This window comes from Labrenzia sp. THAF35 (genome assembly GCF_009363595.1).
GTDB lineage: Bacteria > Pseudomonadota > Alphaproteobacteria > Rhizobiales > Stappiaceae > Roseibium > Roseibium algicola.
Genome location: NZ_CP045380.1, coordinates 1,194,265 through 1,218,549 on the forward strand (window position 1 = coordinate 1,194,265; position 24,285 = coordinate 1,218,549).

Genomic DNA, 24,285 nt, shown 5'->3' on the forward strand with positions numbered 1-24,285 from the left:
CTGGTAAATTATACGCATACACCAGCAGTCACGTTTTAGTGAGCGTTTGGGAAATCAGGGCTTCGCGTTATCAGAGCCATCCTGCCAGGGGCTGAGCTTCGGCTGGCCGGAGCCACCACCCGTGCCGCTGTTTTTTTCGCTCCAGTCGCCTTCGTCCAGATCCACGACGCCGTCATCCGGCCGGCGCATACCACCGCCTCCATCGACGATAACGACGTTCGATCGGGCAATGATGAACCGTGCCAGCGCTTCGCGCACCGGCGGTATGAACAGGAGCAGGCCGATGGCATCCGTGACGAAACCCGGGATCAGCAGCAGAATGCTGGCAAGAACGATCATTGCACCCTGCATCACCTCGTTTCCGGGTGTGCGGCCGGCATCCAGCTCCGTTTGCATGCGCATCAGCAGTGACAGGCCCTGCTGGCGCAGCATCACTGTCCCGGCCAACGCGGTGATCACCGTCAGCAGGATTGTCGGGAACACACCGATCAAGCCTCCCACCCAGATGAACATCGCAATCTCGATCAGGGGCAGAAGAAGAATTGCGGCAATGATATAAAGTCCCACGGGAGCTCCATCGTCTGATAAGCTATTCGGACCTAAGGTAGACATTCACTCGCAAAAATGCGAGCAGGCAGTCACGAAATGGCTATGAATGCAAAGATTCAGTCTTGCTCTTGGGTCTGGATGCTGGTTCAAGGACCCCCTAAATAGGAAGCAGACAGGCCTTGCGTACGAGGCTGCGCTCACCTGGCAGTTAGAGCAGGCGGCTCTAGGGCCTCAAAAAGGGTAACCGGAAGTTACGATGAACGAGATTTTTGACCCGTTGAACCTCCTCCTGATGGGACTTGCGGTTTTCATTCTGTTCAGACTGCGATCGGTGCTGGGCAAACGCACCGGCAATGAGCGCCCGCCATTCGACCCCTATTCCAAGCCCGATCAGCCGCGCGAACGCAAAAACGGCAACGATCAGGACAATGTCATCCCGATGCCGAACCAGACCACGCTGGAGGCCGAGCCGGTCGAGGAGAGCGGTCGTGGTGGCGACGTCGTGATCGACAAGGTTGCCCCGGCGGGCTCCGCATTGAACAGCGCCCTGAAGCAGATCCTGTCCGTCGACCGCAGCTTCGAGCCGGAACCTTTCCTGGAAGGCGCACGCGCCGCCTACGAGATGATCGTGATGGCTTTTGCGGACGGCGACAAGAAAGCGCTGAAGAACCTTCTGTCCCGCGAAGTCTATGAAGGCTTCGTCACGGCAATCGACGATCGTGAAAAGCGTGGCGAGACCATCGAATCGACCTTTGTCGGCATCGACAAGGCAGAAATCGTCGAAGCTGCACTGAAGAATTCGACCGCCCAGGTAACCGTGAAGATCCACAGCCAGCTGATTTCCGCCACCCGCGACAAGGCCGGTGAAGTGGTCGACGGCGATCCGGCCAAGGTAAGCGAAGTGATCGACATCTGGACCTTCGCCCGGGACACCACGTCCCGCGATCCGAACTGGAAGCTGGTCGCGACCGAATCCGCAGAGTAATCACGATGCAGGGCAAGCGGAACACGCGGCCCCGGCCGGGCTTCCGGCTTGTCCCACTGCTAAAAGGCGCGGTTCTGGCCGCGCCGCTTTTCTTTTCAGGAGCTGCCTCAGCCATGGTACCAGGCCAACGGATCCCGGACCGGTTCGAGGCAATCTCCTTCTCCAGTCTGCCGGGCTGGCAGAACGACGATCATGCCGCCGCCCTTGCCGGTTTTCTGCGCCTGTGCCGCAAACCGGAAATCCTGAGCCAGGACACCGTTTTTCCCTCCATCGCCACAGCAGACCTGCAAAAGCTCTGTAACGACGCCGAAAAGGCCGCAAAGTCCGGTGATGAAGCACCCCGAGACTTTTTCGAAAGCCGGTTCACGCCGCATCGAATTGCACAGAGCGGATTTGTGACGGGCTATTTCGAGCCGGAACTGGCCGCCTCGCGGGTCAGAACCGACATATTCCGGTATCCCTTGCTCAAAAAACCGGAAGGCCTGGAGGCGATCACGCCGGAAAACCGGCCACAGGACTGGCCCGAAACGCTCAGCCATGGACGGCGGGTTGAGGGACGCGTCACCGAAATGCCGGATCGGAGCGCCATCATGGATGGCAAGCTCGACCCGGAAAATCTCGAACTCGTCTGGCTTGCCGATCCGATCGACGCCTATTTCGTGCATGTTCAGGGCTCGGCAAGGCTGCGTCTTGCGGACGGAAGCGCGATGCGGGTCGGTTATGCGGGCAAGACAGGCCACCCCTACACCGGCATTGCCCGGTTGCTGGTGACGCGCGGGGAAGGCACGCCGGAGGACTTCACGGCTGCCGGACTTCGTTCCTGGCTGGAAGCGCATCCGGAGGAGCGCGATCAGCTGTTCCGGCAAAACCGGTCTTTCATCTTCTTTCGGGAAGTCGACGAAATCGGCGTGAACGACGGGCCCGTCGGGGCCGCGGGTCTTCCCCTCGTGGCAGGCCGCAGCCTTGCGGTCGATCCGAGTTTCATTCCCTATGGGTCCCTGGTTTTCGTCGCCTCCGCGCTGAAGGATCACGACAGCGACAACGGCGTTTTCCAGCGGCTGATGGTGGCAGATGACACCGGATCGGCAATCAAGGGCCCGGCGCGGGGCGATATCTTCGTCGGATCCGGGCAGACGGCAGGCGCTATTGCCGGAGAAATCCGCCACAAGGCCGACTTCACGATCCTGGTGCCGAACATCCGTCTTGGTCCCGCTGGTGTGGCGGCGGACTGAGAGATGGCAAGACGTGGCAAAAAAGGGACACTGTCGCCGGAAGACAGGGAACTGTGGGGCAAGGTTGCCAAAACCCTGACGCCGCTGCATCCGGACAGGGCTCAGGAGCTCAAGGCCGAGCTTGAGAAAATCACCGAAACCGAACCGGCGGTACCCGCAAAGGCGCTGAAAACCGCGACCGCGATCCAGGCTCCCGCTGCGGCCAAGGCGCCGCCAACACCGCTGCCGCTGCATCAGCTGGAACACCGCTACCGCCGCAAGCTGGTGCGCGGCGTGAAGGCCATCGATGCGCGGATAGACCTGCACGGCCTGACCCAGCATCAGGCGCATGACCGGCTGCGCGGCTTTCTCTATCAGGCGCAGGCGAGAAGTCATAAGGTTGTGCTGGTAATCACGGGCAAGGGCAGCGGTGACGCGCGCGCCTATATGGACGAGCGCGGCGTTTTGCGCAGAATGGTGCCCCAGTGGCTGTCGATGCCCGACTTGCGATCCGTGGTACTTGGCTACGAGGAAGCCCACGCGAACCACGGCGGCGGCGGCGCACTGTACGTTCGCATTCGAAAAAGAAGGTAGGGCCGTGACCCCACTTGGCGCAAAAATCCGGGAACTCAGGATAAAACGGGATGTGTCGCTGAAGGAAATGGCAGCGGCCTTGTCGGTATCCAGTGCCTATCTGTCCGCGCTGGAACATGGCAAGCGCGGCAAGCCAACCTGGTTTCTGGTGCAGCGAATCATCACCTATTTCAACGTCATCTGGGATGAAGCGGAAGAAATCCAGCGCCTGGCCGAACTGTCCGATCCGCGCGTCACCATCGACACGGCCGGCATGGACCCGAAGGCCACCGAACTTGCCAACCAGCTTGCGCTGAAGATAGGAGGCCTGTCCGAAGAGTCTCTTGCAGCCCTCCTGCACCAGCTCCGGGTTGCCGCCGTGAAGGACGGTGTGTGACGACACATGCCCTCGCCAGGTTCAAACCATGGCATGGCGGTGCATTGCTGTTTCTGTACCGCTTGGAACGCAGCCTGTTTCAGGTCAGCTCAGGATTTACGTGTCCTTCAACCCCATCCTCTATATAACCTCCAGCAAACCTGCGCCTGCTGAACGGAACACTGGACCAGTATGAAACTCTCCCAGGAAGACCTTGCCGGACTGATCAATGCCGATGACCTGAGAAATCGCCTCACCGCGCTGACCGCCGGCAATGACGGCGACGGTTCGGACATGAAGACCCGCTCGGCTGTTCTTGCGATGCTGAAGCAGGTGGTGAAAGACGCTCGCGGCAAGGCCCAGGCGATGCTGGACGAGGACGGCGGCGGACTGCTGTGCGCCGGGCGGCTGTCCTATATTCAGGACGAGCTGATCCGCGTGATCTACGATTTCGCCCTGCACCACGTCTACCGGATCAAGAACCCGTCCGCCGCGGAGCGCATGGCCATTGCCGCCGTTGGCGGTTACGGCCGCGGCACACTGGCACCTGGTTCCGACATCGATCTTCTGTTCGTGCTGCCGTACAAGCAGACCCCCTGGGGTGAGCAGGTGGTGGAATACATCCTCTACATGCTCTGGGACCTGGGCTTCAAGGTAGGCCACGCGACCCGCAATATCGATGAATGCATCCGCCTGTCCAAGGCGGACATGACCATCCGCACCGCCATTCTGGAAGCCCGCTACATCTGGGGCGACGAGGCCCTTTTCGAGGAACTCGTCCAGCGCTTCGACAAGGAAGTGGTCGAAGGCACCAGCTCGGAATTCATCGCCGCCAAGCTGCTGGAACGCGATGACCGCCACAAGCGCCAGGGCGCCTCGCGCTACCTGGTCGAGCCGAACATCAAGGAAGGCAAGGGCGGTCTGCGCGATCTCAATACCCTGTTCTGGATCGCCAAGTACCATTACCGGGTCAACAGACAGTCGGAACTGGTCAAGAAAGGCGTTCTGACCCGTTCGGAATATGCGCGGTTCAAGAAGTCTGACGACTTCCTGTGGGCGGTCCGCTGCCACCTGCATTTCCTGACGGGACGGCCGGAAGAGCGCCTGTCCTTCGATGTCCAGCGCGAGATCGCGATCCGGCTCGGCTACACCCAGCACCCGGGCATGAAGGATGTCGAGCGTTTCATGAAGCACTACTTCCTGGTGGCCAAGGATGTCGGCGATCTGACCCGCATCATCTGCGCCGCGCTGGAGGAAGAGCACGTCAAGGAACCGCGCGGCAAGGGCCTGACCGGCATGATGCGCCGCCTGCGCGCAGGCCGCGTTTCGGCAACGGCCAAGCCCGTTGAAGGGGCGACCGGCTTCGTGGTGGAAAACAACCGCCTGAATGCGGTATCCGACACCGTGTTCGAAACCGATCCGACCAACCTGTTGCGGGTGTTCCAGATCGCGGACAAGCACGACTACAACATGCATCCGCAGCTGACCCGCCTGATGCGGCATTCGCTGAAGCTGGTCGATGGAAGCCTGCGCGCCGACCCTGAAGCGAACCGGCTTTTCCTGTCGATCCTGACCTCCCGGCACGCGCCGGAAAAGACCTTGCGCAAGATGAACGAAACCGGCGTGCTCGGCCGCTTCGTGCCCGAGTTCGGCAAGGTCGTGGCGATGATGCAGTTCAACATGTATCACCACTACACGGTCGACGAGCACCTGATCCGCTCTATCGGTGTGCTGGCCGATATCGAGCGCGGCAATTCCGGCGACGACCATCCGCTGGCAACCGACCTGATCCTGACGTTGCAGAACCGCAAGGTGCTGTTTGTCGCCATGTTCCTGCACGACATCGCCAAGGGCAGGCCGGAAGATCATTCGATCGCCGGCGCCCGGGTCGCGCGCAAGCTGTGCCCGCGTTTCGGACTGAACGACGCGGAAACCGAGACGGTTGCCTGGCTGATCGAGCATCACCTGGACATGAGCACCATTGCCCAGTCGCGCGACCTGTCGGACCGCAAGACGATCACGGATTTCGCCAACACGGTGCAGTCGCTCGAGCGGCTGAAACTGCTCCTGATCCTGACCGTGGCCGACATTCGCGCCGTCGGGCCCGGCGTCTTCAACGGCTGGAAAGGCCAGCTGCTGCGCACGCTCTACTATGCCACCGAACCGCATCTGTCCGGCGGACACACGAAGATGTCGCATCGCCAGACCATCGACAAGGCCAAGGAAGAGCTCGGCAGCAAGCTGGAGCACTGGTCCGCCAAGGACCGCAATGCCTATCTGAACCGGCATTATCCGGCCTACTGGCTGCGTACGGAGCCGGAGCGGCTGGTCTCCCATGCCGAACTTCTGCACAAGGCCGACAAGGACAAGAGGCAGCTTGCCTTCCAGGTCATCCCGCGCGCCTTCGAGGGTGTGACCGAGCTGACGATCATGGCGCCAGACCATCCGCGCCTGCTGTCGATCATTGCCGGGGCCTGCTACACGACCGGTGCCAATATCGTTGACGCACAGATCGACACCACCACAGACGGCTATGCTCTGGACACGATCTTCATCGGTCGGGAACTGCCGGACGACGAAGACGAAAAGCGCCGCGGCGAACGGATTGCCAAGCTGATCGAGACCACACTGCGCGGCGAAGAGCGGCTTCCGGAGCCCGTTTCCAAGAAGACCGGCGTCAAGGGCCGCATGAAGGCCTTCAAGGTGGCGAGCGAAGTGTTGGTCAACAACGCGCTGTCTGACGATTACACGGTGCTGGAGATTTCCGGTCTCGACCGGCCAGGCCTGCTCTACGACCTGACGCGCTCCATCGCGACGCTCAATCTGAACATCGGTTCGGCCCATATCTCGACCTTCGGCGAGAAAGTGGTCGACGTTTTCTACGTCACCGATCTCACCGGACAGAAAATTGCCAACATCGGGCGTCAGGAAATCATCCGTGAGCGCCTTGCCAATGCGGTCGACGGCCATGTGGAACTCGATCCGGCAGCTCCGGCAACCCGCAAGGTTCAGCGGCAGGCTTCATAAGTGCATACCTTCCTCTTCGGAGTCCTTCCGGCATGAGTCTCGTCCGCAATTTCGCAACCGTCGGCAGCGCGACCCTGCTGAGCCGCCTGCTCGGCTTCGTTCGCGACGTGCTTCTGGCCGCCGTCGTCGGGGCCGGTCCGGTTGCCGATGCCTTTGTGGTGGCCTTCCGTCTGCCCAACCTGTTCCGCCGGCTGTTTGCCGAAGGCGCCTTCAACTCCGCCTTCATCCCGCTGTTCGGGCGAACGGTCGAGGAAGAGGGCGATGCGGGCGCCAAGCGGTTCGCCGGGGAAATCGGCGCAGCGCTGCTGTTCTGCCTGCTGGTGCTGACTGCTTTTGCACAAATCTTCATGCCGCTGGTGGTGTGGGCACTGGCACCGGGTTTCGTGGAAGACCCCACCAAGTACGACCTGACAGTTCTGATGTCGCGGATCGCGTTTCCCTATCTGATCTTCATGTCGATGCTTGCCTTCATCGGCGGCATTCTCAACACCTATCAGCGCTTTGCCGCCGCTGCCTTCGCACCGGTGATGCTGAACGTGGTGATGAGCGCCGTTCTGGGTGCCGTGCTTTATCTCGGTATCAAGGACGACACGGCGCTCGGGGTTATTCTGGCCATCGGCGTCACCGTTGGCGGGATCGTGCAGTTGATCGTCGTCCTGATTGACCTGAAGCGCCTCGGCTTCAAGATCCCCGTCTTCCGCCCGCGCTATACCAAATCGGCCAAACGCCTGCTGATGCTTGGCATTCCGGGCGTCGTTGCCGGCGGCGTCACCCAGATCAACATTGCCGTCGGCCAGATCATCGCCTCCATGCAGGAAGGCGCCAATGCGCTGCTCTATTTCGCCGACCGGCTCTACCAGTTGCCGCTCGGGGTGATCGGTATCGCCATCGGCGTGGTGCTTTTACCCAGCCTGACGCGGCAACTGCGCGCCGGGCAGATGGGCGCTTACCAGCACAGCCTCAACCGCGCACTGGAGTTCTCACTGGTGCTGACCCTGCCGGCCGCGGTTGCCCTGGCGGTCATACCGCAGGAAATCGTCTCGGTGCTGTTCCAGCGGGTGCGCTTCGATGCCGCCGCCGTGGAAGGCACGGCTGCAGCCCTGACGGCATTTGCCTTTGGCCTGCCCGCCTTTGTGCTCAACAAGGTGTTTTCGCCCGGCTATTTCGCGCGGGAAGACACCAAGACGCCGATGATCTTTGCCGTTGTCGGCATGGTCGTGAACGTCGGCCTCTCGATCGCGCTGTTTCCCATGCTCCAGCATGTGGGCATCGCGCTGGCCACAACGCTGGCTGGCTGGGTGAACACCGGCCTCCTGATCATCGTTCTGTGGCGACGGGGCCATTTCCAGCCCGATTTCAAGCTGCTCCGGCGGCTGTCGCTGGTGGTGCTCGCCAGCCTGCTGATGGGGGTCGCGGTGCATTTTGCTGCCATCTACATGGCCTCCTGGCTATCGGCGCCGTGGCTGGCGGTGCGTGCGGGCAGTCTCGTTCTGCTGGTGCTCGTCGGCATGGTCACCTTTGCCATCTTCACCCAGCTCAGCGGCGGATCCGACCTTGTCGGCATGCTGAAAGCGTTGAGACGGCGCAACACCTGACCGCGAAACGCCGGCGCACGCCGTTTCCAGCTTGCATGCATAACGGACCGGGCTTAAACCCGGCCCGCCCAAACATTCATAGCGCCCTTCCAACCGGCCGCACCATCAAAGGGATTTGAAATGGCGGAGTTCCAGCCCCGTGTCTTTTCCGGCGTCCAGCCGACAGGCAACCTGCATCTTGGCAACTACCTGGGCGCCGTTTCGCGCTGGGTTCCGTTGCAGGATCAGATGCCGACGATCTTCTGCGTCGTCGACAGCCATGCCATCACGGCAGGGTTTCCGGATCCGCACGAGCTTGCCCAGGCAACCCGTGAAGTGACCGCTGCCTATATGGCGGCCGGCATCGATCCGAAGAAATCGATCATCTTCAACCAGAGCCAGGTTCGCGAACACACCGAACTTGCCTGGATCTTCAACTGCGTGGCGCGCATGGGCTGGCTCAACCGCATGACCCAGTTCAAGGAAAAGGCCGGCAAGAACAAGGAAAACGCTTCCGTTGGCCTGTTCGCCTATCCGAACCTGATGGCTGCCGACATTCTGGCCTACCGCGCGACCCATGTTCCGGTCGGCGACGACCAGAAGCAGCACCTGGAACTGACCCGCGACATCGCCGCCAAGTTCAACAACGACTTTGCGGACCGGATCAAGGAACTGGATATCGGCATCGAGAACCCGACGCCGTCTCCGGAACTGCCGGAATATCTCTATTTCCCGATGACCGAGCCGATGATCGCCGGCCCGGCTACCCGGATCATGTCGCTGCGCGACGGCACCAAGAAGATGTCGAAGTCCGATCCGTCGGACCTGTCGCGCATCAACCTGACGGACGACGCGGACTCGATCTCCAAGAAGATCAAGAAAGCCAAGACCGATCCGGACGCCCTGCCGAGCGAAACCGGCGGCCTGGAAGGCCGTCCGGAAGCAGACAACCTTGTCGGCATCTATGCCGCCCTGAGCGGCGCGACCAAGGCCGACGTCCTGAAGGAATACGGTGGTCAGCAGTTCTCGGCCTTCAAGCCGGCCCTGTCCGACCTGGCGGTGGCGAAACTCTCGCCGATGACCGACGAAATGCGCCGCCTGATGGACGACAAGGCACAGATTGACGCCATCCTGAAGGAAGGCGCCGAAAAGGCCTCCGCCATCGCCGAACCGGTGCTGAAGGACGTTCGCAAGATCATCGGTTTCCTCGACGTCCGGTAAACCGACGCGACAACAACCTGATCCTGAAAGCCCGGCAGGTTTCTGCCGGGTTTTTTGTTTGGGTGGATGCCGCGCGAACAGGATACCTGGACGGTGAGCCCAGACCTGGCCTCAACTCCGTCATCCCATGGCTCGACCATGGGATCCATGCCATTATGCCGCAAAGAGAAAAGTCCTTGCCGTGAGCAAAGGTTACGGCAAGGCGACTTGTCATCCACGCACAGGCACGGATCCAGTATCCAGCTGATTTGCGATTATTCACCTCGGACGACACGGCGTACTGGATCCCGGTCTTGCCGCGTTGCGTCAAACCGGGATGACAAATCACGGCAGCGCGTGGGAGCCGGTCCTGACGACAGCAAATGCTGAAGCCCGCGCTTCGCTACACATTGCCCGGGATGAAAAGGCAGGCCTTTTTCCCCTTCCTCAATTCCGTCATCCCATGGCTCGACCATGGGATCTATGCCGATACGCTCCAAATCGGCGAAGTTTTGCGGTGGACGAAGGTCAGGGGATGGATTGCAGGGTCGAGCCCTGCAATGACCGGGTGGGGTGAGAGGTTGGGACTTTCATCCGGCCGACGGGGCTCTCCAGCCGGTTTGTGCATTGCCACTGCAGCCGCTCCCTGGGTTGCCCTGTGATCTACACTGTCAAACGCTATGCTTGCGCTCGATCACGAGCACTCTTGCCTCTCCAACGGGATGGGCCACATGGGCATCGCCGTCGTTCGCGAAGAAGATCTGTCCTTCGGTCAGGCGTTGAACCTTCTCGGTTCCGGCCTCGCGGTAGTGCATGTCGACCGTGCCCGACAGAACCACGAAGACTTCCGGACCGTCGTTGACGTGCCATTTGTAGGGCTTGTCCGTCCAGTGCAGGCGGACCGTGATGCCGTCCAGTTCACCGATCAGACGTGACCCCCAGGCTCTTTCCGCCGTAAAGCTGCTTGTATCGAGATGGAAATCCATGAAACTCTCCCGCTGCAAAATCACTCAAGGGTGCTATCGCGGACAGGCTCTCGTTTCTTCCGGCATTTTGACCGGTTCGGCCGGTCAATTGCCGGTGAACGCAGGCAGTTCGACACACAGGACAATGACAGAAGACCCATGGATTCAATCGACCGGACCTTGCTGCAACTGCTGGAAGCCGACAGCCGGACACCTGTGAAAACGCTGGCTGCCCATGTCAGCCTGGCCCGGTCGAGCGTTCAGGCCCGGATCCGGAAGCTGGAAGAAACCGGCGTCATTCGCGCTTACACGATTCGGATCAGCGATCCGGAGCCGGCCGAAATCGAAGCCTATCTGTGGATCCGGACGGGTTCGGCGACCTGTGCGGCGATTGCGCCGGTGGTTTCGAAATTCGAGGAGGTTCTCCAGTGCCGCTCGATTTCCGGCGACAGGGACATGGTTCTGCTGGTGCGCGCCCGGACGCTGGAGAGCCTCGCCGAGCTTCGCAACCGTATTGCTGCCCTTGATGGAATTGCCAATGTCGAGACCCATCCGGTGCTGAAAGACTGGATATGAACGCGGCGCGAAATTCCCGATTTACTTTTTTTGTCAGGCAATGAAACGGTTTCTCAAAGTTTACAACGCACTCTCAAGGCAACAGGATCTTGTAGAGAGTAGTTATCTTGGTCAGTCAAAACAGCGAACGCGCCGTCAATGCCGCGCCAGAAGCCGATGACACGCAGGACAAATTCTTTGCCGAAGAGCAAAAGCTTTCCTCTGCGGACACCGTAACTACAGACGAATATTCTTCCAGCGTCACGAAACCCCTCGACGAGGAGGACGTCGGTCCCGAAGTCGGCCCAGGCCGCCGGGCCACCGACGCGCCCGTCTCCGCGCCTGCCAAATCGCTGCAGCATCTTGCCCTGGCGGGCATGATCATCGGCCTTGCCGCCGGTTTCATCATGGTTTCCAGCGACAGCCTGAACCGGTTTCTCGGTCTCGGCCTGACCTTCTTTGCCGGTGGGCTGGCTGTCTGGCGGCTGTTTGCCGACGACATACAGCGCTCGGTGCAGGCGTTACAGGTGAAGGATGACAAGATCCGCCGCCTGATGGCACGCTGCGAGGAACTGGAAGACCGCGCCTGGGAACTTGGCGAATCCGACGAACGTCACGCCAGCATCCTGGCAACGCTTGGCGATGTCGTCGTCCGGCGCGACCAGGACGGCACCATCACCTATGTGAACTCGGCTGCAGACGATGTGTTCGGGCTCGGACATGCCTTGCAGCCGGGTGCAACCCTGCATCTGCCGCTGCTTGAGGAAGTGGGCTTTGAAAGCGCCGTCACGCAGGCCCTGGACAAGACGACCCCGGGCATGGGCTTTCAGGATCTCCACATCGACACCGCACAGGGCCCGCGCTGGTTCTCACGTATCGACATTCCGGTGCGCGACACCACGACGGACCGCCAGCTGGTGCAGACCGTTCTGCGCGACGTGACCGAGCGGCGCCTGATCGAAGAAGAACTGCTGGCTGCCCGTCATTCCGCCGAAAGCTCCAACGAGGCGAAATCCCGCTTTCTCGCAACTGTCAGCCACGAGATCCGCACGCCGCTCAACGGCGTGCTCGGCATGGCCGCGCTCCTGCGCGACACCCGCCTGACCAAGGAACAGAGCGCCTATATCGAGGCGCTGGAAACCTCCGGCGAAACATTGCTGCTCCTGATCGATGAAGTGCTCGACTTTTCCAAGGTGGAGGCCGGCAAGCTCGACATTCAGGCTGCCCCGGTTCGGGTTGGCGCCCTGGTGGAAAGCGTCGTTGAACTGCTTGCCCCGAAGGCCCACGCCAAGTCGCTTGAAATCGGCTCAATGCTTGACCCGAACCTGCCGGAAGAGGTGACGCTGGACGCCACCCGTGTCCGCCAGATCCTCTACAATCTCATCGGCAACGGCATCAAGTTCACCGATGAGGGTGGCGTTGCCGTGGAACTGACAGGGCGCCCCAATCCGGACGGTGGCGGTTTTCTGGATATCGACGTGCGCGACAGTGGCATCGGCTTTGACGAACAGGAGGCCGAGCGGCTGTTTCAGGAATTCGAGCAGGTCGACCATGGCCCGGCGCGCAAGTTCGGCGGCACCGGCCTCGGTCTGGCCATCGCCCAGCGGCTTGCCGGCCTGATGGGTGGCGAAATTGCCGCGCAGCCCTCCGAAGACGGCGGCGCGCAGTTCCGCGTGTCCTTGCCGATCCCCGAATCCCTTGTTGCCGACACGGATCCACGCCTGGCCAAGCTTGAGGGCCGCAGGATCGTGTTCGTCAGCACCAGCCAGATCGAATGCCCGCTGCTGGCCAGACGGCTGCAATATCATGCAGCCAATGTGTCCGTGCATGCGCCGGGCAGTTCGGATCTTGATGCCGCGCTGGCCGAGGCCGATCTACTGGTGGTCGACAACGGTGCCCTGTCCGACAGCGGCGGCTGGCTGGCCTCTGCCCGCCTGACCGGATGCAAGGCTCCTGCCGTCGTTATGATCGCCCCGCCGGAGCGCGAGCGCCTGGAACATCTGCGCGAAGCCGGCTATGCCGCCTATCTGATCCGCCCGGTGCGGATCGAGACCCTGGTCCAGATCTTTTCCGGCCTGCTGGACGACGACGGCATGGAACACGCCTGGGACGCAAGCGCGGAGCCCGTCAGCAACGGCTTCCTGCCGAACCGCTACAAGGTTCCGGCCCGGCCGCTGCGCCTGCTTGTGGCGGAAGACAACGACATCAACCGCCTTTTGAGCGAAGCCATGCTGCGCAAGCTCGGCCATGTGCCGGTGATGGTGATCGACGGCGAAAAGGCCGTCGAGGAAGCCGCCAGCGGCGCTTATGACGCAATCCTGATGGACTTGCACATGCCAGGCCTCGACGGGTTCCAGGCCATTCGCCAGATCCGGTCCGACGAACAGGCCGCCGGCCGGGCCAATGTCCCGGTGCTGATCGTGACCGCCGATGTCATGAAGGATGCAAGGGACAAGGCGACCGAAGTGGGCGCTGCCGGCTATCTGACGAAACCGCTTTCCGTGGAAGCGATTTCCGACGCATTGGCCGAAATCAGCCGCGCCTGACGCAGCGAACTTTCCCTGTCGCGACAGCCGGAAGTGGAAACGCTTCCACCGGCGCTCGTAGAAATTCACAAAGCCGCCAGAGTGGGCTAAGCTTGCACGTGGAAAACACGGCGCAAAAAACCGAGTGTCATCCAGCTGTCGGAATAGTATGTTCTACGGCAGGCTTGAAGCACACTGACCGGGTTCGGACGTAATGTTCCGGCGAAGGTAATTCGGCAAGTGAAACAGACGAGAACCTGTGAAACCTGTCAGTGCGCCATAAGGAATACACGAGGGTGGAATGTCCATAATGCGCCAAGGGCTTTTTTCTCCCAGGAAACTGGTCAGGAAATTCACACCGGCAATGCGTCCGGACGCCAACCTCCCCAACGCGCAGCGCATCGGGCCAGCGCTGCAGACCCCGGTCAAGACCGGCGAAACGCTCGGCCGGATCGGATCCCTGGAAGTGCGGATGGCCCGCAACTTCAAGGAAGTTAAAAAGGCACAGCGCCTGCGCTATGACGTTTTCTACGAGGAAATGTCGGCCATTGCCGATGCGCATACGCTGGCAACCCGCCGTGATGCCGACCCCTTCGACGCCTATTGCGATCACCTGCTCGTGGTCGACCACGACTTGCAGAAGCGCAACAAGCTGGGCCGCCTGAAGCCTGAAATCGTCGGTACCTACCGGATCCTGCGCCAGGAAATCGCCGATCAGCATGCCGGTTTCTATACCGCCGCCGAATACGACATCCAGTCGCTGATCGACGCAAACCCGGGCAAACGCTTCATGGAACTCGGCCGGTCCTGCGTTCTGAAGCCTTACCGCAACAAGAAGACCGTCGAGCTCCTGTGGCATGGCATCTGGTCCTATGTTCTGCGCCACAACATCGATGTCATGCTCGGCTGTGCCTCGATCGAAGGCACCAATCCGGATGCCATCGCCGGCCAGCTCGCCTTCCTGCATCACAATGCCCGTGCCCCGGAAGAATGGCGCGTGCGCGCGGTGGAAGACAGATATGTCGAAATGAACCGCATGCCGGCCGAGGAACTCAATTCCAAGGAAGCGCTGCGGGCCCTGCCACCGCTTGTGAAGGGCTATCTGCGCCTCGGTGCGTTCATCGGCGACGGGGCGGTGATCGATCACCAGTTCGGCACGACGGATGTGCTGATCATCATGCCGGTGTCCGAACTGAACACGCGCTATGTCAATTATTACGGCGCTGACGCAAGCCGCTATTCCAGCTAGATCCGGCGCTGCTGCCAGGCTTTCCTTCGTCCTCCCGGCCAGGCTTGACCCTTAGCCGGGGTCGCGGAGGCACAAGCCTTTGCATTTTTTCTGCGTTTGAGCGGCTATCGGTTCCCGGTGCTGCGGGTTTGCTGCCTTTTGTGCGGGATGGATATCGAGCTAGAACGCGCCGCCTGTAGCTGAACATCCCGTCGTCTTGCCCGTGCAAAAGACCGTAGCCTTAACGCCCCCTTAAATCGCCGCAATTTAAGCTCATCTCCGGGGAAACCGGCGTTTGCCGGATAACGCCAACCCTGGTTGGTACGGAGTTAGGGGACGAAGGATCAATGGCGCCTCGGGCGAAACGCCAGCCGCGTGTTGAACCGACATTCGGAAATTCAGGCAGCAGCCTGCTCGACCTGCGTTTAAGCCCGCAGGACCGTCCAGCTGCGCCTTCTTCCAAGTCGTCCGGCAAGGGCAAGACCCGCAAGGCTCCGTCCAAGAAAAAACCCGCTTCCTCCACCCGCAAGACGTCCAAGAACGGCAACGGCAATGGCCGAGGCAACGGAAGGGGCGGTGGCCGGTCCGGCGCCAAGCGGCGCAAGGCCAAACGCAAGAACAGGTTTCAGGCACCGACTGCCTTCGGCCGCCTTCTCAAGCGCGGCTTCTACTGGAGCATGGTGCTCGGCATCTGGGGCACCATCGCCGTTGTCTGCCTGGTCGGCTATTACGCCGCCTTTCTGCCGCCGACCTCCGAATGGCAGGTTCCGGCGCGACCGCCCAATGTCAAGATTGTCGCCGCCAATGGCGAATTGCTGGCAAACCGCGGAGACACCGGCGGCGAGGCCGTGCGCCTGGAGCAATTGCCGCCTTATCTGCCCAATGCCGTCATCGCCATCGAGGACCGGCGCTTCCGCTCCCATTTTGGTGTCGACCCGGTCGGTCTTGCCCGCGCCGTCTACACCAACTTCACCTCCGGCCGCCTGCAGCAGGGTGGCTCGACGCTGACCCAGCAGCTTGCCAAGAACCTGTTCCTGGAACAGGATCGGACGATCAAGCGCAAGATTCAGGAACTGGTGCTCGCCTTCTGGCTGGAGGCCGAATATTCCAAGGACGAGATCCTGGAGATGTACCTGAACCGGGTCTATCTCGGCTCCGGCGCCTATGGCGTGGATGCAGCTGCCCGCAGGTACTTCGGCAAATCGGCACGGCTTCTGACCATTCCGGAAGCTGCCACCATCGCAGGCCTGCTCAAGGCGCCATCGCGCTATTCGCCCGCCCGCAACCCGGACCTTGCAGAAGACCGCGCCCAGCTTGTGCTCGCTGCCATGAACGAGGAAGGCTACATCACGGGCGATGAAGCCAAGAACGCCCTGGCCGCGCCCGCCAAGGTGGTGCGCCGCTACACCACCGCCAGCGAGAACTATGCCGCCGACTGGGTGATGGACGTGCTGCCGCATTTCATCGGCTCGATCGAAACCGACATCGTGGTCGACACCACCATCGACCCGAAGATGCAGCGGGCTGCCGAACAGGCGCTGCGCAGCGCCCTGAAGGAAAACCGAGAGAAATACGGCGTTTCCCAGGGAGCTGTCGTGACGCTGGACACCGCGGGCGCCGTGAAGGCGCTGGTTGGCGGGGCCGATTATTCCAAGAGCCAGTTCAACCGCGCAGCCTATGCCAAGCGGCAGCCGGGCTCGTCCTTCAAGCCGTTCGTCTATCTGGCCGCGCTTGAAAACGGCCTTTCACCCCAGACGATCCGCCAAGACCAGCCGGTCCGGTTCGGCAACTGGTCGCCCCAGAACTATTCCAAGGACTACTACGGCCCGGTGACGCTGACACGAGCGCTCAGCCTGTCGCTGAACACAGTGGCCGCGCAGCTGACTTACGAGGTTGGCGCGGGAACCGTTGCCGACACGGCCAAACGGCTGGGTGTCACCTCGGAAATGAAGAACAACCTGTCGATCGCGCTCGGCACCTCCGAAGTCACGCCGCTGGAAATCGCCGGTGCCTATGTGCCGTTCTCCAACGGAGGCTATGGCGTGCTCCCCCATGTGATCCGGCGGATCAAGACCGTGGACGGCAAGACGCTCTATTCCCGCTCCGGCGATGGCCGCGGCCGCGTCATTGACCGCCGTCTGGTCGGCGAAATGAACATGATGATGTCGGAAACCCTGGTAACCGGCACGGGCCGCAAGGCACGGCTGGAAAGCGGGCGTCCCGCCGGAGGCAAGACCGGTACCAGCCAGGATTTCCGCGACGCCTGGTTCATCGGCTATACGGGCAATCTGACCACCGCCGTCTGGTTCGGCAATGACGACAATTCACCGACGCGCAAGGCGTCCGGCGGCGGGCTGCCCGCCACTGTCTGGAAAGAGGTGATGGATGCCTCCCACGAGGGCCTGCCCGTGGCAGACCTGCCCGGCGTGCCGGATGTACCGGCAACCGTCTCCGCCCCGCGCAAGCCCGGCCCGGTGGAGACCGTCGGCTCCGGCAGCGAACCGATACCGCCAGCCTCCATTGGTGGCGGCGGCGAAGGCAACGGCGAACGCCGCGGCCCGCTGAACCTGCTGCGCAATCTGTTTGGTGGCGGCTGATCCGGGCACTGTTGTTCACAGCTCACAAGGCCTTGTTTGAGGCTTCAGCCGGTGGAACTGCGCGTTCCGATCGTGTGTGTGCAGCCCATCCTTCGAGACAGGCTTTCAGCCTTCCTCAGGATGAGGTTCACTATGTTGATCTTCCCTGGCCTTCAACACACATCTTCCTCATCCTGAGGAAGGCCAGAGGCCTGTCTCGAAGGATGGGCCACTTGCTCCATTTCTCAGAAATACCTGCGACACATATCCGTTAATTCCACCTCAGCACTGATGGCTGTAGGTGAACACCAGCGTGTCGGTGGTGTAGCGGCCGGTAGGGCGGCACTGGTTGAAGACTTCACGGGTGCCGGTGACAGTGACCTGAAGCTGGTCGCCGCGCACCGGGCCTTCGACGAAATATTCCAGCGGTGAACCCGGACAGTATTTGGAGAACACCCGGGCGGTGCCGGAATACCAGTTGCCGTTCTTGGCGCCGTTGAAGAGCAACGTGCCGCGCTGGACGCCGGCGTTGCGCAGGACGGGTTTTGGCACTTCATAGGACAGCCATCGCTGATTGCCCTGCGCCTGCAGCCGCATGAGCGAGCCATTGTGGTTCCAGCAGCTGTCGGCCATGGCCTGACCGGAGAATGTCAGTCCCGGCAGGGTAAGGCCCAGCAAGGCCAGCGCCACGACTTTGATCGGATATCTCAAGCTTTTCATGTTGCATCTCCCAGCTTCCCCTGGGGAATCGAAGCAGATTCTCCCGTGTTTGCAACTGGTTTTGCCCGGCCGCCGCTTATCCTTTTGCCTCCAGAAGCTCCTGCAGGCCTTCGCGCACATAAGGCAGGTATGTTTCCCCCACCGGCGTTCCGGCGACGATGCGAAGTTCCAGGTGTGGCAGGGCAGGCAGCGAGGTGACTGTGGGCAGGTCGGCGGCATGGAACCCGGCGAGGGCCGGAGCCACGGCGATGCCGGCACGGACAGCCGCCTCGATGACGACAAGGCCGGACACGGTGGCCTTGGTCGTCCATTTCACGGCGCTCGTGTCCAGCGCGGCAATGGCGGCATCGCGCATGGCGCATCTGTCGGCATAGACCGCAAGCGGCAAGGCATTTTTCGATGTTGAAAGCGGTGCGCTGCCGAGCCAGACGAGCGGCACGCTGGCAACAAGGTCACCGGTCCGGCCCCGCTGGGGCGACACCACGATGACAAGATCGTACCGGGAGCCGAGACTTGCCAGAAGCATCTGCGAGGAGTGAGTTTCCAGATCGAGAGAGCAGGGCTCCGGGCCGTCTTCCAGCGCTCTCAAGACAGGTACGAGGCCATAGGCGGCGATGTCGTCCGTTGCGCCAATGCGCAGGTACGGCAGCACCGAAGCCCCGCGCGCGGCGGATACCGCCTCGCGGTGCCGGCTGAGCAGGCTGCAGGCATGGCTGTAGAAGGTCTGTCCTGCCGGCGTCATCTCGACCGAACGGGTGGAGCGGTTGAACAATTGAACACCGAGTTCGGCTTCCAGGCCCTTTATCTGCTGGCTGACGGCAGACTGGGTGCGCCCGACATCCTCGCCGGCGGCACGGAAACTCTGCCGGTCACAGACGGCGACGAAGGTACGCAGGACATGTTCATCCATTGAGTAATTTTTCTTTTCAATAAGTCCAGAACAATTAATTTCACAATAGGACCAATGGTTGGCTATGTCCATTTGAGGAGACAAGCCATGACACACATCCAGACAAATGACGAAAAACGGGTCTGCTTCGATTTCGAGATCGATTTCTCGAACGGTGGCGGCATTCAGGGGCAGGGCTTCCGGCTCGATATCCCCGGAGAGACCATCTCGGACGACGAACTTGCAGACTACATTGTGCGCGACATGCGCCTGTTGATGGTCGGCGAGGTGCGTATCCTCAACAAGACGATCATTACCGAAGCGCACAAGCGCCAAGCGGCGGCGAAAGGCCGGACGGAGACCCGGCCTTGAAGGGAAGAGACATTTTGCTCGCGCTTCTTGTGGTGTCGGTCTGGGGGTTCAATTTCGTGGTGATCAAGATCGGTCTGCAGGAACTGCCGCCAATCCTGTTTGCCGCATTGCGCTTTGCCCTGGCAGCTTTTCCGGCCATCCTTTTCCTGAAGCGGCCGCGCACGTCGATGAAGCTGGTCGTCCTGTTCGGCCTGTTCATGTTCGCGCTGCAGTTCGGACTTCTGTTTGCCGGCATGCACCTTGGAATACCGGCAGGACTGGCCTCGCTTGTGCTGCAGGTTCATGTGTTCATCACGATAGCACTGGCCGTTGCCTTTCTGGGTGAAACGGCCAGTCCGGCGCAGATTGCCGGAGCCACGCTGGCGACCGCGGGCCTTGGCCTTGTGGCATTCAACCTGACGGGCAGCACGACACTGACCGGGCTTGGTCTGGTCGTTCTGGCCGCCTGTTCCTGGGCCATCGCCAATCTCTTTACCAAGCGCATCGGCACCGTTGATCTGCTGTCGCTGGTTGCCTGGGGCAGCCTTGTGGCTCCGCTGCCGCTGTTGCTGCTATCGGCCTTCGTCGAGGGTCTCGACGTCTACCGGCAGGTCTATGAAACCGTTTCGTGGCGGGGGCTGTTTGCTCTGTTCTACATCGTCTACCCGACGACCTTGCTGGGCTTTTCGGTGTGGAGCGGCCTTCTGGCAAGATATCCGGCGGCGACCGTGGCGCCCTTCACCCTACTGGTACCGATCGTAGGCATGCTCTCAGCCGCCCTTGTTCTGGGCGAACCCCTGGAGCCGTGGAAACTGGGCGCAGCAGCGTTGGTGGTATCGGGTCTTTGCGTCAACCTGTTCAGTTGGCCGTCTTCAGCGCGCCTGCGCCGGACGGGCGGCTAGGAAGGCAATTTCAGCCGTACCCGTGCAGGCGAACCCCGTTCTGCTTCAGCCAGACGCGAGCCTTCGGTGTTTGCGGGGCAAGCTGTTCGCACAGGCGCCAGAAGCGCGCCGAATGGTTCATTTCCTTTAGGTGCGCCACCTCGTGGGCCGCGACATAATCGAGGATTTCCGTTGGTGCCAGAATGAGCCGCCAGGAAAAGGAAAGTCGTCCGTTGGAGGCGCAAGACCCCCAGCGACTGGTGGTGTCGCGAATGCTGATGGCCGCGACCTTCTTGCCGATGGTTGTGGCGTGGAGTGTTGTGCGGGCCGAGAGGTCCGCCCGGGCCTGTTCCTTCAGCCAGGTGGTGACCTTGCGCGGGATGTGGTCTTCAGCCCCCGGCACGAACAGCGCCGGCAAACCGGCGTCGTTCCGGCCAAGGGTAATCAACCCGCGCAGCTTGCCGGTTGGCACGATGACGTGATCCTCGCCGCGCAGGGGCACGATTTCCCCGGGCAGAAACGTGACGTGGTCCGCCCTGTCCTGCAGACGCTCTATCAGCCAGTCGATGTGCTGGCGCGCAAACCGCTCGGCACGGGCAAGATCGCCGCCCTTGGGGACGGTCAGCACCGGGCCCGACCTGTCGGCCGGCAGACGCAGAAGATACCGCTGCGCGCGCGGATTGGCCTTGAGGCGGATGCGCACGGCACTGGCACCGGTCTGGATCTCGATATGGTCGGGCAGCGTTTTCTTGCCGGCGCGGAGAAACATCAAGGGCGAAGGTCCATCGAATCAGTTGTTCCGATTTTAGCGAATTTGCGAGCGATTTCGCGGCAATTCTAAAGGGGGCAAATTGAATGAGATTCCGGCTTTCTGAAGGCCGGCTGCAATTCTGGCTGTTCTGAAACGGACAAGAGCGGCGCCTTTTCAGGCGCCGCTCTTGGTCTGGCCGTCGGGGAACGGGTCCGGGAGGAGGAGACTTTACAGCGGTGCGGCTTCGTCGCCAGTGCTGCGGCCCCGATTGGCCATGAAGCGGTCGAATTCTTCCTGATCGCGCGCGCGGCGCAATTCACGGAGGAAATCATCGAACTCGGCGCGCATGGTGTCGAGCTTGGCACGCTCTTCTTCCAGTCGCTTCAGTTCGCGCTCGCGATAGTCGTCAAATGCGACGTTGCCCGTGCGGGCATAGGCAGTCGTATTCATCTGCTCGAAGGCTCCCTTCAGCGGGCTGCCCCGCCACTGATCTTTCGCATCGCGGAGCATGCCTTCAAAGCGGTCGCCCCACAAAATGTAGGCAAGCATGGCAAGGCCAAGCGGCCAGAATGCCACGAAACCCAGCACCATCAGGCCGATAGTTACCGGCGTCCAGGCAGGTTTGATCATGCAACTTTTGGCTGTTGTCATCGTCCTATCCATTTCAGACATCCACGACTTTCCAAGTGGGGACGATTGCAGGCTCCTTCAAGGATTCGTGACAGGGATCACAGAATTCCCGCAACGAAAAACCCGGTCTGCAAAGTTGCGGACCGGGCCTACTTCATTGATTTATATGTAAAATGCGAAACGGATCAGTCGAATGGGCCGTCGATCACATGTTGCGCCGAATAGTTCGCCAGGAGCTTTTCGCGGTGCCATTCAGCCGCCATCGGCGCGTTGGCGTATTCGTGGAAGCAGGGCGTGCCGAGCGTGAAGTGAAGAAGTTTCGCGTCGGGGTTGGGGCCGAATTCATCCGGCAGCCAGTTCCATTCCTTTGGCAGTTCGCCAACGAGCTCGTCGTCCAGCCAGGTGAACCGGTGCAGCTGCGCGCCGGTGGCATTCATCACGAAGTCGGGCGTTACCACCTTGTTGGCCGGGTGACCGCAGTTCCACAACACCACGCTGGACCAGTTCTTGCGCGGGTAGTTCTCGTTCTTCGAGCCGAGATACTTGGTGGTCTGCCGGGTCTGGTAGTCGTGGTGGACACACATGACCGCCTTGCTCTCGTCGCGCATGGCGAACAGCTTGGCAATGTCGTCCCGCACGATCATGTCGCCATCCATGAACAGCGCCCAGCCGTTGTAGTTCATCAGGCTCGGGATCAGGAAGCGGGTGTAGATGAAGTGATTGGACCCGTCGGTATGGGTCTCGTTGTAGGTCTTCAAATTGTGCAGCGACAGCGGCGTAATCGCCAGCACGTCGCTCGAAAGCCGGGTCAGGCTGTTGGCGCAAACATGATAGGCAATCGCTTCACGCGGATCGAAACCAATAAAAATATTGAGCACTACTGAAACCTCCGGCCTCGCTGTCTGACCGGCACTTGTATTGGGCCGAAAGGCCAGAATCAATAGCAGCAGGCAGGCTGCCGCCAGAAACCGGACTTTTTGGGACAAGTTAAAGGCACGCAGCCAAAGGCACCCATGGCGGGTGCCTTCACCGATGCTTGTTTCAGCTCACCGTTTCGGAAAGCTGGCGGGCCTGTTCGATCCAGTTGTCCCGGGCGATACGGCCACGGAAATCCAGCTTGGTGTCCAGGGCCTCGATCTGCTCTTCCGTCAGGCCGGCGATTTGCCAGAAGTGGAAGATACCGGCTTCGTTGAGAGCCGATTCCAGTTTCGGGCCGACACCGCTGATCGATTTCAGATCATCCGCGGCACCGTCCGGCTTGGTCAGCAGGATGCTCTCCAGCGAATTGCCGCTGCTCTTTGCAGCCGGTTTGGCCTTGGCAGGCGCTGCCTTCACGGCCGGTTCGGCAGCTGCTTTCGCAGCCGGTGCGGCAGCAGGCGCAGGGGCCGGTGCAGCGGCCTTGGCGACCGGTGCCTTAGGGGCAGGCTTGCGCAGGTCGGTGCGGTTGGAGCGGATGAAATCCATGACCCGCGGCGCGATCTCGGACCGCCAGCGCGATCCGTTGAAAACGCCGTAGTGGCCGACATTCGGCTGCTCGTAATGCGCTTTCATGTCGTCGTCCAGACTGGTGCAGAGCTTATGCGCCGCCTTGGTCTGGCCCCGGCCGGTGATGTCGTCCTTCTCGCCTTCAACGGTCAGAAGGGCCGTACGGGTAATCTTGCCGCAATCCACCAGACGGCCATTGTGCATCATGGTGCCGTTCGGCAGCGCGTGCTCGATGAACACCGTTTCGACGGTCTGCAGATAGAATTCGGCCGTCAGGTCCATGACGGCGAGATATTCGTCATAGAAGTCGCGGTGTTTTTCGGCGTTGTCGCCGTCGCCTTCCACCAGATGCTGGAAGAAGTCCCGATGCGCGGTCACGTGACGGTCGAGGTTCATGCTCATGAACCCGGAAAGCTGCAGGAAGCCCGGATAAACGTCCCGCATGAAACCCGGATGCGGGAAGGGAACCTTCATGACGACGTTGTTCTTGAACCAATCGATGCCCTTGGAAACCGCCAGGTCGTTGACCGCCGTCGGCGCCACGCGGGTGTCGATCGGTCCGCCCATCAGCGTCATCGTGGAGGGTACATAGGGGTCTTCGCGGTCTTCCATGACAGCGACGGCTGCCAGCACCGGCACGGACGGCTGGCACACGCCCAGAATGTGTGTGTCCGGCCCGAGGAAGTGCAGCATCGAGATGATATAATCGATATAATCATCAAGATCGAACTTGCCTTCCTGCACGGGAACCATGCGGGCATCGATCCAGTCGGTGATGTAGACATCCGCATTCGGCATCAGCGCTTCCACCGTGCCGCGCAGCAGCGTGGCGTAGTGGCCGGACATCGGCGCGACGATCAGGATCTTCGGATCGTTGCGGTGCGTCGTGACCCCGCGTTCGAAGTGGATCAGGTCGCAGAATGGACGGCTCCAGACGCTGACTTCACGTACAGGAACACGCACACCGCTTACGGTGGTTTCCTTGAGACCGAACTCCGGCTTGCCGTAGCGGCGCGTCGTGCGTTCAAGCACCTCGCAGCCAGCAGCGATCGAACGGCCATAGCTGGTATGAGTCAGCGGATTCAGCGGGTTCTGGAAGTAGAGCCGGGTCATGTCGGCCAAAGCTCTGAAGGGCGCCATCGCGGCGTGGTTCAGTTCGTAAAGGTGGTAAAACGGCAAAGACGTCTCTCCTTTGCTGAACCAATTGGTGCCGGCCCCATTGGCATTGTTCGTA

At 61.2% G+C, this 24,285-nt stretch carries 21 protein-coding genes; 13 read left to right on the plus strand and 8 right to left on the minus strand.

What is annotated here, in order from left to right:
- Positions 1-54 precede the first annotated feature (54 nt).
- The gene (locus FIU93_RS05450; protein WP_075283209.1) at positions 55-567 is read right to left on the minus strand and encodes an FxsA family protein; all 513 of its coding nucleotides are present in this window, start codon (positions 565-567) and stop codon (positions 55-57) included.
- Between the two features lie 238 nt (positions 568-805).
- On the opposite strand from FIU93_RS05450, the gene FIU93_RS05455 reads away from it, so the two are divergent.
- From FIU93_RS05455 to trpS, 7 genes are all read left to right on the plus strand, one after another.
- A complete protein-coding gene (locus FIU93_RS05455; RefSeq protein WP_023002384.1) occupies positions 806-1,534 on the plus strand; it encodes a Tim44/TimA family putative adaptor protein in 729 nt (242 codons plus the stop codon).
- A gap of 113 nt (positions 1,535-1,647) precedes the next feature.
- Positions 1,648-2,766 carry an MltA domain-containing protein gene (locus tag FIU93_RS05460; protein WP_209010288.1) on the plus strand — a complete coding sequence of 373 codons (1,119 nt, stop codon included), beginning with the start codon at positions 1,648-1,650 and terminating at the stop codon, positions 2,764-2,766.
- A gap of 3 nt (positions 2,767-2,769) precedes the next feature.
- Complete coding sequence (locus FIU93_RS05465; RefSeq protein ID WP_152505026.1) at positions 2,770-3,339, plus strand: Smr/MutS family protein; 570 nt, start codon at positions 2,770-2,772, stop codon at positions 3,337-3,339.
- Positions 3,340-3,343: 4 nt separating this feature from the next.
- A complete protein-coding gene (locus FIU93_RS05470) occupies positions 3,344-3,715 on the plus strand; it encodes a helix-turn-helix transcriptional regulator (RefSeq protein ID WP_023002387.1) in 372 nt (123 codons plus the stop codon).
- A gap of 171 nt (positions 3,716-3,886) precedes the next feature.
- Positions 3,887-6,721 (plus strand): [protein-PII] uridylyltransferase, encoded by a 2,835-nt coding sequence (locus FIU93_RS05475; protein WP_152505027.1) that lies wholly within the window; start codon positions 3,887-3,889, stop codon positions 6,719-6,721.
- Positions 6,722-6,753: 32 nt separating this feature from the next.
- Positions 6,754-8,316: a murein biosynthesis integral membrane protein MurJ gene (gene murJ / locus FIU93_RS05480; protein ID WP_152505028.1), complete on the plus strand. Its 1,563-nt coding sequence runs from the start codon at positions 6,754-6,756 to the stop codon at positions 8,314-8,316.
- Between the two features lie 120 nt (positions 8,317-8,436).
- Entirely contained in the window at positions 8,437-9,516 is a 1,080-nt protein-coding gene (gene trpS / locus FIU93_RS05485; protein ID WP_023002390.1) for a tryptophan--tRNA ligase, read from the plus strand.
- A 650-nt stretch (positions 9,517-10,166) separates the two neighbouring features.
- Here the strand turns inward: trpS and FIU93_RS05490 are convergent.
- Entirely contained in the window at positions 10,167-10,481 is a 315-nt protein-coding gene (locus tag FIU93_RS05490; RefSeq protein ID WP_152505029.1) for a cupin, read from the minus strand.
- 138 nt (positions 10,482-10,619) lie between these two features.
- On the opposite strand from FIU93_RS05490, the gene FIU93_RS05495 reads away from it, so the two are divergent.
- The 4 genes from FIU93_RS05495 (at position 10,620) to FIU93_RS05510 (ending at position 17,365) form a co-directional block, all read left to right on the plus strand.
- Positions 10,620-11,036, plus strand: a complete 417-nt coding sequence (locus FIU93_RS05495) for an Lrp/AsnC family transcriptional regulator (RefSeq protein ID WP_173017275.1) — start codon at positions 10,620-10,622, stop codon at positions 11,034-11,036.
- 107 nt (positions 11,037-11,143) lie between these two features.
- On the plus strand, positions 11,144-13,561 hold the full coding sequence (locus FIU93_RS05500; protein WP_152505031.1) for an ATP-binding protein: 2,418 nt from the start codon (positions 11,144-11,146) through the stop codon (positions 13,559-13,561).
- A gap of 289 nt (positions 13,562-13,850) precedes the next feature.
- The gene (locus FIU93_RS05505; RefSeq protein ID WP_031269943.1) at positions 13,851-14,789 is read left to right on the plus strand and encodes a GNAT family N-acetyltransferase; all 939 of its coding nucleotides are present in this window, start codon (positions 13,851-13,853) and stop codon (positions 14,787-14,789) included.
- 326 nt (positions 14,790-15,115) lie between these two features.
- The gene (locus FIU93_RS05510; RefSeq protein ID WP_152505032.1) at positions 15,116-17,365 is read left to right on the plus strand and encodes a PBP1A family penicillin-binding protein; all 2,250 of its coding nucleotides are present in this window, start codon (positions 15,116-15,118) and stop codon (positions 17,363-17,365) included.
- Between the two features lie 261 nt (positions 17,366-17,626).
- Here the strand turns inward: FIU93_RS05510 and FIU93_RS05515 are convergent, their stop codons facing one another.
- Positions 17,627-18,064: a hypothetical protein gene (locus FIU93_RS05515; protein ID WP_152505033.1), complete on the minus strand. Its 438-nt coding sequence runs from the start codon at positions 18,062-18,064 to the stop codon at positions 17,627-17,629.
- A gap of 76 nt (positions 18,065-18,140) precedes the next feature.
- Positions 18,141-18,974, minus strand: a complete 834-nt coding sequence (locus tag FIU93_RS05520; protein ID WP_173017276.1) for a LysR family transcriptional regulator — start codon at positions 18,972-18,974, stop codon at positions 18,141-18,143.
- Between the two features lie 87 nt (positions 18,975-19,061).
- On the opposite strand from FIU93_RS05520, the gene FIU93_RS05525 reads away from it, so the two are divergent.
- Both FIU93_RS05525 and FIU93_RS05530 read left to right on the plus strand, forming a co-directional pair.
- Positions 19,062-19,325 (plus strand): cyclase, encoded by a 264-nt coding sequence (locus tag FIU93_RS05525; RefSeq protein WP_152505035.1) that lies wholly within the window; start codon positions 19,062-19,064, stop codon positions 19,323-19,325.
- Entirely contained in the window at positions 19,322-20,206 is an 885-nt protein-coding gene (locus FIU93_RS05530) for an EamA family transporter (protein WP_152505036.1), read from the plus strand. The genes FIU93_RS05525 and FIU93_RS05530 overlap by 4 nt, the downstream gene beginning before the upstream one ends.
- Positions 20,207-20,216: 10 nt before the next feature.
- On the opposite strand, the gene FIU93_RS05535 is transcribed toward FIU93_RS05530, so the two are convergent.
- The 4 genes from FIU93_RS05535 to phaZ form a co-directional block, all read right to left on the minus strand.
- Entirely contained in the window at positions 20,217-20,954 is a 738-nt protein-coding gene (locus tag FIU93_RS05535) for a SprT family zinc-dependent metalloprotease (RefSeq protein ID WP_152505037.1), read from the minus strand.
- 210 nt (positions 20,955-21,164) lie between these two features.
- A complete protein-coding gene (locus FIU93_RS05540) occupies positions 21,165-21,587 on the minus strand; it encodes a DUF2852 domain-containing protein (protein WP_167579534.1) in 423 nt (140 codons plus the stop codon).
- A 164-nt stretch (positions 21,588-21,751) separates the two neighbouring features.
- Entirely contained in the window at positions 21,752-22,444 is a 693-nt protein-coding gene (locus tag FIU93_RS05545; RefSeq protein ID WP_031269948.1) for a glycosyltransferase, read from the minus strand.
- Positions 22,445-22,607: 163 nt separating this feature from the next.
- Complete coding sequence (gene phaZ, locus FIU93_RS05550) at positions 22,608-24,191, minus strand: polyhydroxyalkanoate depolymerase (protein WP_286202438.1); 1,584 nt, start codon at positions 24,189-24,191, stop codon at positions 22,608-22,610.
- Positions 24,192-24,285 lie beyond the last annotated feature (94 nt).